General features: G+C 68.5%; 10 protein-coding genes and 1 riboswitch. Of the genes, 5 read left to right on the forward strand and 5 right to left on the reverse strand.

What is annotated here, in order from left to right; genetic code table 11:
- The first annotated feature begins 215 nt into the window (after positions 1-215).
- Complete coding sequence (locus tag ACK41U_RS18400) at positions 216-1,088, forward strand: DMT family transporter (protein ID WP_409683437.1); 873 nt, start codon at positions 216-218, stop codon at positions 1,086-1,088.
- Between the two features lie 18 nt (positions 1,089-1,106).
- Here the strand turns inward: ACK41U_RS18400 and ACK41U_RS18405 are convergent, their stop codons facing one another.
- A complete protein-coding gene (locus ACK41U_RS18405; protein WP_409683440.1) occupies positions 1,107-2,090 on the reverse strand; it encodes an aldo/keto reductase in 984 nt (327 codons plus the stop codon).
- A gap of 84 nt (positions 2,091-2,174) precedes the next feature.
- Between ACK41U_RS18405 and ACK41U_RS18410 the strand changes: the two genes are divergently transcribed.
- The gene (locus ACK41U_RS18410) at positions 2,175-3,053 is read left to right on the forward strand and encodes a LysR family transcriptional regulator (RefSeq protein ID WP_409683443.1); all 879 of its coding nucleotides are present in this window, start codon (positions 2,175-2,177) and stop codon (positions 3,051-3,053) included.
- A 12-nt stretch (positions 3,054-3,065) separates the two neighbouring features.
- Here ACK41U_RS18410 and ACK41U_RS18415 read toward each other — a convergent pair whose 3' ends face one another.
- Complete coding sequence (locus ACK41U_RS18415; RefSeq protein WP_409683446.1) at positions 3,066-4,184, reverse strand: CobW family GTP-binding protein; 1,119 nt, start codon at positions 4,182-4,184, stop codon at positions 3,066-3,068.
- Between the two features lie 59 nt (positions 4,185-4,243).
- On the opposite strand from ACK41U_RS18415, the gene ACK41U_RS18420 reads away from it, so the two are divergent.
- The 3 genes from ACK41U_RS18420 to ACK41U_RS18430 all read left to right on the forward strand — a co-directional run bounded on the left by ACK41U_RS18420 (position 4,244) and on the right by ACK41U_RS18430 (position 5,458).
- On the forward strand, positions 4,244-4,510 hold the full coding sequence (locus tag ACK41U_RS18420; protein ID WP_409683449.1) for a hypothetical protein: 267 nt from the start codon (positions 4,244-4,246) through the stop codon (positions 4,508-4,510).
- Between the two features lie 447 nt (positions 4,511-4,957).
- Positions 4,958-5,263 carry a metalloregulator ArsR/SmtB family transcription factor gene (locus ACK41U_RS18425; RefSeq protein WP_409683452.1) on the forward strand — a complete coding sequence of 102 codons (306 nt, stop codon included), beginning with the start codon at positions 4,958-4,960 and terminating at the stop codon, positions 5,261-5,263.
- A gap of 18 nt (positions 5,264-5,281) precedes the next feature.
- Positions 5,282-5,458, forward strand: coding sequence for a hypothetical protein (locus ACK41U_RS18430; protein WP_409683454.1), 177 nt, complete (start codon positions 5,282-5,284; stop codon positions 5,456-5,458).
- A gap of 79 nt (positions 5,459-5,537) precedes the next feature.
- Here ACK41U_RS18430 and ACK41U_RS18435 read toward each other — a convergent pair whose 3' ends face one another.
- From ACK41U_RS18435 to ACK41U_RS18445, 3 genes are read right to left on the reverse strand one after another with little or no spacing between them, the layout of a single operon-like run.
- Positions 5,538-6,584 (reverse strand): FecCD family ABC transporter permease, encoded by a 1,047-nt coding sequence (locus ACK41U_RS18435; RefSeq protein WP_409683457.1) that lies wholly within the window; start codon positions 6,582-6,584, stop codon positions 5,538-5,540.
- A 3-nt stretch (positions 6,585-6,587) separates the two neighbouring features.
- Entirely contained in the window at positions 6,588-7,520 is a 933-nt protein-coding gene (locus ACK41U_RS18440) for an ABC transporter substrate-binding protein (protein ID WP_409683460.1), read from the reverse strand.
- A 20-nt stretch (positions 7,521-7,540) separates the two neighbouring features.
- The gene (locus tag ACK41U_RS18445; protein ID WP_409683463.1) at positions 7,541-8,380 is read right to left on the reverse strand and encodes an ABC transporter ATP-binding protein; all 840 of its coding nucleotides are present in this window, start codon (positions 8,378-8,380) and stop codon (positions 7,541-7,543) included.
- A 29-nt stretch (positions 8,381-8,409) separates the two neighbouring features.
- Positions 8,410-8,501: riboswitch (cobalamin riboswitch) on the reverse strand. This riboswitch is flagged as partial in the annotation.

Below are 8,501 nucleotides of genomic sequence, written 5' to 3' on the forward strand. Positions count from 1 at the left end.
CCCGGATCGAGGGCAGCCGTTCGCCCGGCAGCACCTGCCCCGTGGCGATCTGCTGGCGGATCGTCTGCATCACCTGTGTCGTCAGGGTCGCCTTGGTCATGGGCACCAGCCGTGTGGGTTCCGTCATCAATACAGTCTGTTCAGATTGTAGGGGTTTCGTCCCTGTCCGGGCCAGAGGCTTTCGTCCAGGTTGCGCGGAAATCAAAGGGGACGACATGCAATCTGCACATAAGGGCTGGGGCAGCGGCCTGATCGGTGTGATCATCTTCAGCGGCTCGCTGCCCGCGACGCGGGTCGCGGTCGAGGGGTTTTCGCCGCTGTTCCTGACCTCGGCCCGTGCCGTCATCGCGGCGGCCCTGGGATGCAGCGCATTGCTGATCTGGCGGCAGGCGCGGCCCCGGCGTCACGATCTGGCACCGCTGGCCATCGTCGCGCTTGGCGTCGTCATCGGCTTTCCGCTGCTGACGGCGCTGGCGTTGCAACAGATCACCTCGGCGCGTTCGATCGTCTTCATCGGGTTGCTGCCGCTGGCCACCGCCCTGTTCGGCGTGCTGCGCGGGGGCGAGCGTCCGCGCCCGGCCTTCTGGCTGTTCTCGGTCGCGGGCAGCGCCATCGTGGCCGCCTATGCCTGGGCGGACAGCGCGCCGGGCACGGCAAGCGGCGATCTGCTGATGCTGGCCGCGATCGTGATCTGCGGGCTGGGCTATGCCGAGGGCGCCACCCTGTCGCGCCGCCTGGGCGGCTGGCAGGTGATCTGCTGGGCGCTGGTGCTGTCGGCGCCGGTCATGGCGGCGATGATGGTCCTGACATGGCCGCAGGACTGGCCGCCGGACTGGGCGGGGGCCAGCCTGCCGGTCTGGCTGGGGCTGGGATATGTGTCGGTCTTCAGCATGCTGATCGGGTTCGTCTTCTGGAACCGGGGGCTGGCTTTGGGAGGCATCGCGGGCGTCGGGCAGCTGCAGCTGTTGCAGCCGTTCTTCGGGCTGACGCTGGCGGGCGTGCTGCTGGGCGAGCCGGTGGCCCCGTCGATGATCGCCGTCGCCGTGCTGGTCATTGCCTGCGTGGCCGGGGCCAGACGCTGCGCCTGAGCCCGCACAGGCCGGGGCTCAGGCATCCACCCCCTTCATCCCCTCATCGGTGTAGCGGTCGCCCGCCACCGGGACCGTGGCCAGACCCGCGTTCAGCGCGGCCACCTCATCCGCCGAGAGGATCAGATCGACGGCGGCGTGGTTCTCGGCCAGCCAGACCAGCCGCTTGGTGCCGGGGATCGGCACGATCTCCGGCCCCTGCGCCAGCAGCCATGCCAGCGCCAGCTGTCCGGGCGTGCATCCCCTGGCCGCAGCCATCGCCTGCACCAGATCCACGATCCGCAGATTGGCCCGCAACGCCGCGTCCTGAAAGCGCGGCAGAAAGGCCCGCGCGTCGCCGGCGCCGAACTGCGCGGACTGCTGATAGTGCCCGGTCAGAAACCCCCGCCCAAGCGGCGAATAGGGCACGAACCCCACGCCCAGCTCGCGGCAGGCGGGCAGGATCGCGGCCTCGGGACCACGCGACCACAGCGAATATTCGGTCTGCACCGCCGCCACCGGGTGGACGGCATGGGCCCGGCGCAGGGTGGCGGCGCTGACCTCGCACAGGCCGATGCGGTCGATCTTGCCCGCCTCCACCAGCCGCGACAGGGCGCCCATCGTATCCTCGATCGGCTGCGCGGGGTTCACCCGGTGGACATAGTACAGGTCGATCCGCTCGATCCCCAGCCGCCGCAGCGATCCCTCGCAGGACCGCCGCGCATAGTCCGGGCTCATGTCCAGCGTGCGGGCATAATCGCCGGGCTGCCGCACGATGCCGAACTTGGTCGCGATCTTCACCGGTGCACGGGTCGTGGCCAGAAACCGGCCCAGCAGTTCCTCATTGTGATGGGGGCCATACATGTCGGCGGTGTCGAACAGGGTCACGCCCTGATCCGCCGCAGCATGCAGCACCTGCATCGAGATGTCGTCATCGCGCGGGCCATAGAACTCGCTCATCCCCATACAGCCGAGGCCGAGGGCCGAGACCTGAAAGCCCGGCGCCAGTGTTCTGTGTTCCATGATCGGTCCTTTCTTGTCGGATACCGCAGAAGGTGGCACCTTCCCTTTCCGAAGCACAGGCACGGGAATGAGGATCAGATTTCCATGAACGGAAAGCCCCGCCCACCCCTCTGGGACGATCTGCGTGTCTTTCTGGCCGTCAGCCGGGCGGGCACGCTCAGCGGCGCGGCGCGCGATCTGGGCCTTGGTCTGGCCACCGTCTCGCGCCGGATGGAACGGCTGGAGGCGGCGGTGGGCCAGCCGCTGTTCCTGCGCACCCAGTCGGGCTATCTTTTGACCGAGGACGGCACCGCGATGGTCGAACGCGCCGAGGAGATGGAGGCCGCCGCCCGCGCCCTGACCACCGGCATGGCGCAAGGCCCCGAGGTCTCGGGCCGGGTGCGGCTGGCCACGGCGGAAAATCTGGCGACGGCGCTGATCGTCCCCGCGCTGCCCGGCCTGCGCGCGCAATATCCGGCGCTGACGGTGGATCTGGTGACCGATATTGCAACGGTGAACCTGCATCGCCGCGACGCCGATCTGGCCCTGCGCATGGTCAAGCCCGAACGCGGCCATGTCACCCTGCAGCGCGTCGGCACCCTGAGCTATGGCCTTTACGCCGCACAGAGCTATCTGGACCGCCGCCCGGCGCAGGATGAGGTAATCACATGGGGCGAGGCGCAGGCCCATCTGCCCGCCGCCAGATGGATGGAAAGCCACCTGCGCGGCCGGATGCCCGCCCTGACCACCTCGACCCTCGCCACGCAACTGGCGGCTTGCGCGGCGGGGATGGGGGTCGCCATCCTGCCGCATCTGCTGGCCCTGCCGCGCGGGCTGGTCTGCGTGCGCGACGCGTTGGGCGTGGATCAGGCGATCTGGCTGGCGGTGCAATCCGATCTGATCCGCTCGCGCCGTGTGCAGGCCGTGGCCGGGTTCTGCCGTGCGGTCATCCACAGCAACCGGCAGGTGCTGGAAGGCCGGTGAGTGCCCCCCCTGTCAGAGGTCACCCAGCGAATGCAGCGTGACCGAGGCTGCCGAAGAGTCCTGCCCGTCACGCATGCGCAACAGATCGAGGCTGGCCTCCAGATCCTCGGCGCTCAGGTCGCGGGCGATGAGGACGACGCGGCTGGTCCGGTCTCCGGCAGGCCAGTCCTCCAGCGGCACGGGCGGCTCCAACAGGTGCTGCACCCCATGCAGCACAAAGGGTTGCGCGGCCCCTTCCAGATGCACGATCGCCTTGAGCCGCAGGATCGCCTCGCCCCGAAGCCCCATGATCATGTCCAGCCAGAAATCGAAAACGCCCGGCGGGATCGGCGTGTCGATGGTGACCGAGGCCGTGGCGATCCGGTTGTCGCGGGCGTGATGGGACAGGGCTGCGGGCTGAAAGGCGGGCGCGGGCGCCGGTTGCCCGAACCCCGACAGACCGGCCAGCGGGTCGGCGGCGGATTCAGGCAGGGGCACGCCCATCCATGCCAGCACCGCGCCCGTCTCGCCCCGGTCGCGCCCCTCCGTCAGCCCGAACAGCGCGCCCGGCGGCACCTGACCCCGCCCGGCGCGGATGCGCGGCGCATGCGGGTTCAGCCGGTCCAGCCGCTGGTCCAGCCCGGCAATCCGGGCGGGGCTGGCCAGATCGCATTTGCTCAGCACGATCCGGTCGGCCATCGCAACCTGCGCCTGCGCCTCGGCGTGCCGCTCCAGCGTGTCCGTGCCAAGGACCGCGTCCACGATGGTGACGATCCCGTCCAGCCGGTACGCGCCGGCGACAAGCCGGTCCAGCAACAGCGTGTGATGGATCGGGCCGGGATCGGCGAGGCCCGTCGTCTCGATCACCACGCGGTCAAAGGTCAGCCCGCCCCGCATGCGCCGCACATAAAGCGCCCCCAGCGTGCGCGCCAGATCGTCGCGGATCGAACAGCAGATGCAGCCCGACGCCATCAGCACGACATCCTCGGCCACCGATTCGATCAGATCGTGATCCAGCCCGGCCTCGCCGAATTCATTGACGATCACGGCGATGCGCCCGCCGGTGCTGTCATGCAGCAGGCGGTTCAGCAGCGTCGTCTTGCCTGCGCCCAGAAAGCCGGTCAGCAGGGTCACGGGGATGCGGTCGGACATGGTTGCGGGACCTTTCGGAGCGTGGTTGGGGGCGGGAAAACGCGGGGCGGGGCATGGGAATGTCAGCGCAGATCAGGGACAAGGCGAGGCGCAAGGCGGCGGCACTGTGGCACTTTCAGCGCATCCGGCGGCGGTCACGCCAGCAGGCGGGGATGGGGGCGCAGGTCATCGTCCCGGTGGCCGAGCTGCCCTGCGATGACCCCGCCTGCCCCGGCCCGGCGACGCAGATCACCATTCTGGGGCTGGATCTGATCCGGCGCATGCTGGTCATTCACCGGCCTGTGTCGGATGTGACAGAGGCCGACATCCTGGCCGCGATGTCATAGGGCCTGCCCGGTTCGGACGGATCGCCTGCGCTGATCCGGCGATTGAGGCCCGGATTCGGGTCGGTCACGACGCTCTTGTTTCGTGCCATGGCAATGCGCGGGCGAGGGTCGTTGCAATATGGTTGCGACAAATGGGTCATCCGGTGGCCAGCGCGGGCGTGAGGTCGCGCGCGCTGAGGCGCGTCATCGAAAACCGGGCGGGCGCAGGTCCGCCATGCCCCGACAGCGCATCGGACCAGCGCATCGGACCAGCGCATCGGACCAGCGCATCGGACCAGCGCATCGGGCCAGCGCACTCCGGACAGGCCCCGCCCCGTCATCCATTCCCATCCTCCGAAATTCAAAAGTGTAATTACATAACATGAATGAGCCCTGCAACCGCTCTTTCCCGGTTGCGAAAGCCCCGCAATCAAGGCAGTTGTATCCATTGATCTATAGAATGATGCAATGAGTGAGAGCCATCCCCATGACGAGACCGGCCTCGACGCGGCAGCGACCATGTTCGCCGCCCTGTCCGAGCCTGCCCGGCTGCGCCTGCTGCTGCGGCTTGCCAAAAGCCCGGCCTCGGTCACGGACCTGGCCGGGATGACGGGCGAGAAGCTGACCACGGTTTCGGCCCGGCTGGGCGTTCTGCATGCCGCCCGCCTTGTGGCCCGGCGACGGCAGGGCAAGTCGATCATCTATTCACTGGCCGATCATCACGTGCTGACCATGGTGCCGGACGCGATCGGAAACGCCCGCGAAACCCACTGAAAATAATTAAAAAAAACCATGCATGACGGTCGCAAGATCCATCCCGGCCACCCCCATCAGCACGGCCCGGATTGCGGGCTCGAGGCGGTGCCGCATGGCGATCACGTCGATTGTCTGGCCGATGGCCGCCTGCATCATCCGCATGGCGATCACTGTGATGATCACGGCCCGGTCGAGGTCGTCCGCGCCACCTGATCGCCGCCTGATCCACACCCAGCCTGTGCCCATGGCGGGACCGGGAACGGTTCCGCCATGGGCCTGCGCGGGGCGCGGCTCAGGTCCTGCGCGACATGATCCAGATAAAGAACAGCCCGCCGCACAGGCCGGTGACGACGCCGATGGGAATATCCTCGGGCGCCATCGCCACGCGGGCCAGCGCATCGGCGCCGATCAGGAACACCGCCCCCGCAAAGCCCGAGGCGGGCAGGACGCGGGCATTGTCTCCGCCCAGAACCATCCGCACCAGATGCGGCATCATCAGCCCGACAAAGCCGATCAGCCCGGAAAACGCCACCATCACCCCGGTGATCAGCGCCGCCACGACAAAGACGGTCAGGCGAAAGCGCCCCACCTCCAGCCCCAGACTGGCGGCGGTCTCATCGCCCAGGCTCATGGCGTTCAGCCGCCCGGCCTGTGCCCACAGCCACAGCCCGCAGGGGATCAGCACCGCCAGCGGCCACAGCAGATGCGACCATTGCGCAAGGCCAAGCCCGCCCAGCATCCAGAAGACGACCGTATGGGTGGCGCGGGGATCGCCCAGAAAGATCAGGATATTGGCGCCGGCCATGATGACAAAGCTGACCGCCACGCCGGTCAGCACCAGCCGGTCGGCACTGGAGCCCCCGGCCAGCCGCGCCACGCCCAGCACCAGAACCGTGGCCATCAGCGCGCCGCCAAAGGCCATCAGCGGCACGGTCAGCGCGCCCAGAAACAGCCCCGTATGCAGCAGCGCCGCGATCGCGCCAAAGGCCCCGCCCGACGAGATGCCGAGCAGATGCGGATCGGCCAGCGGGTTGCGCGTCACCGATTGCAGCGCCGCGCCGACCATGCCCAGCCCCGCCCCCACCAGCCCGGCCAGAATCACCCGCGGCAGGCGGATCTGCCAGACGATGCTGGCATGTCCCGCGCTGACATCGGGCGCGGTCAGGCCGGGCAGCAGCCGGTCCAGCACCACGCCCCAGACCGAGGCCAGCGGCACCGGCACCGCCCCCACCGACACCGCGACCCCGATCACCAGCGCCAGCACCGCCGCCAGAACGCCGCCCAGCCCCAGCCTCAGCCCAAGGCGCTGCCTGGTCGTGACGGCGGCAATGTCGGCCATCGCTCAGTTCCCCCGAAAACCGGCGACCAGCTTTTCGACCGCCGCAATATTGCGCGGCCCCGGCGTCGCCTCGACATAGTCCAGCACGACAAAGCGGTCGTTGCGCACCGCGTCGATATCGGCAAATGCCGGGTTGGTTTTCATGAAATCAATCTTCTGCTCGGCCGTCACATCGCCGTAATTCACGATCACGACCACCTGCGGGTTCCGCTCGGCCACCGGCTCCCAGCTGATCTCGGCCCAGCTTTTCTCCAGATCGTCCATGATGTTGCGCCCGCCCGCCGCCTCGATCAGCGCGGTGGGCATGGCATGGGCGCCTGCGGTAAAGGGCGCCTCTTCGCCGCTGTCATAGACAAAGACCCGCAGGGGGGCGCTGTGGTCGATGCCCCCGGTCACCTCATCCAGCCGCGCCTGCCAGCCCTCGACCAGCGCCTGCGCCCGCTCCTCGACCCCGAAGATGCGGCCCAGATTGAGGATGTCGGCATACATATCCGCCATGCTGGAGCGGGGGCGCGGACCCAGATGGATGCAGCTTTCGGTCAGCTCATAGACCTGAATGCCAAAGGGGGCCAGCGTGTCGGGCGTGACCTCGCCGCCGACCTTCATGCCGTAATTCCAGCCGGCAAAGAAGAAATCGGCCTCGGCCCCGGCCAGAACCTCTTTGCCGGGGTATCGTTCGGCCAGTTCGGGCAGTTCGGCCACGCCCTCGCGCATCTCTTCGTCCAGCGTCTTCCAGCCCGAAATGCCGGTATAGCCCACCATCCGGTCGCGCAGGCCCAGCACCAGCATCATCTCGGTCAGGTTCACATCGTTGGACACGGCGCGCGCGGGCGGCGCCTCGAACGTCACCTGACGGTTGCAGCTTTGCACGGTCACGGGATAGGCCAGCGCGGCACCCGCCGACATCAGCAGGGCGGCAAAAGACAGTCGGATCATGGGTGGTCCTTTCGGGGTCGTCACAGGGAAAAGGAAAAGCGCGGCGCCGGGCCGCTGCGGTCGATCTGGGCGCGCACGCCAAAGGCGCGGGCCAGCGTGGCCTCGGTCAGCGCCTGATCCGGGGGGCCGTCGGCCAGAATGCGGCCCTGTCGCAGGACCAGCACCCGTTCGGCAAAGCCCGCCGCCAGCGTCAGATCATGCAGGGTGGTGATGACGGTCAGGCCGAACCCGCGCAGCAGGGCCAGCAGCTCCAGCTGATGGCGGATGTCCAGATGGTTGGTCGGCTCGTCCAGCACGATCACGCGCGGCTCCTGCGCCAGCGCGCGGGCGACCATGACGCGCTGGCGTTCCCCGCCCGACAGGGTGCCAAAGGCGCGATCCGCCAGCCCGGTCAGGTCCATCCGGTCCAGCGCGCCCGCGATGATGCGGGCATCGGCCTGATCGGGCCCCGACAGTCCGGCAGCCCAACCCCGCCGGTGCGGCAGGCGGCCAAGCGCCACGATCTGCCGCGCGGTCAGCGCGAAATCGGTGGGCTGTTCCTGCAACACGGCGGCAAGGCTGCGGGCGGTCTGCGCGGCACTGCTCTGCCAGATGTCGCGCCCCATCAGCCGGACCCTGCCCGTGCGCGGCGCATGATGGCGATAGATCAGCCGCAGCAGCGAGGATTTGCCCGCGCCATTGGCCCCGCAGATCGCCATGATCTGGCCCTGAGGCACGGCAAAGCTGATCTCCGACAGAATATCGGCGCCACGGGGCGGCCCCCAGCTGACACCGGACAGCTCGACCGCCGGGGTCGGGCTGCCATGCTGCCGCACAGGTTCAGACAGCGCGGTCAGGGGCCTGCGCGCGAGATCATCCATCGAAGTCTCCTTCCGGGACACCCCGCCCGGTGGTCGAATGCTTCGATGGCAGGTCTCCTGACTTCGCGGGTCGTGACCTCCCCCACCTTCCCATGCCCGTCAGGGGCACAGTGGCATCGGG

Origin of the sequence: Paracoccus sp. (in: a-proteobacteria), from assembly GCF_046289755.1 — a bacterium.
GTDB lineage: Bacteria > Pseudomonadota > Alphaproteobacteria > Rhodobacterales > Rhodobacteraceae > Paracoccus.

Excerpts from the sequence above, each read along its gene's own strand:
- ACK41U_RS18400 (WP_409683437.1), top strand. The coding sequence starts at position 216 with ATGCAATCTGCACATAAGGGCTGGGGCAGCGGCCTGATCGGTGTGATC.
- ACK41U_RS18405 (WP_409683440.1), bottom strand. The coding sequence starts at position 2,090 with ATGGAACACAGAACACTGGCGCCGGGCTTTCAGGTCTCGGCCCTCGGC.
- ACK41U_RS18410 (WP_409683443.1), top strand. The coding sequence starts at position 2,175 with ATGAACGGAAAGCCCCGCCCACCCCTCTGGGACGATCTGCGTGTCTTT.
- ACK41U_RS18415 (WP_409683446.1), bottom strand. The coding sequence starts at position 4,184 with ATGTCCGACCGCATCCCCGTGACCCTGCTGACCGGCTTTCTGGGCGCA.
- ACK41U_RS18420 (WP_409683449.1), top strand. The coding sequence starts at position 4,244 with ATGTCAGCGCAGATCAGGGACAAGGCGAGGCGCAAGGCGGCGGCACTG.
- ACK41U_RS18425 (WP_409683452.1), top strand. The coding sequence starts at position 4,958 with ATGAGTGAGAGCCATCCCCATGACGAGACCGGCCTCGACGCGGCAGCG.
- ACK41U_RS18430 (WP_409683454.1), top strand. The coding sequence starts at position 5,282 with ATGCATGACGGTCGCAAGATCCATCCCGGCCACCCCCATCAGCACGGC.
- ACK41U_RS18435 (WP_409683457.1), bottom strand. The coding sequence starts at position 6,584 with ATGGCCGACATTGCCGCCGTCACGACCAGGCAGCGCCTTGGGCTGAGG.
- ACK41U_RS18440 (WP_409683460.1), bottom strand. The coding sequence starts at position 7,520 with ATGATCCGACTGTCTTTTGCCGCCCTGCTGATGTCGGCGGGTGCCGCG.
- ACK41U_RS18445 (WP_409683463.1), bottom strand. The coding sequence starts at position 8,380 with ATGGATGATCTCGCGCGCAGGCCCCTGACCGCGCTGTCTGAACCTGTG.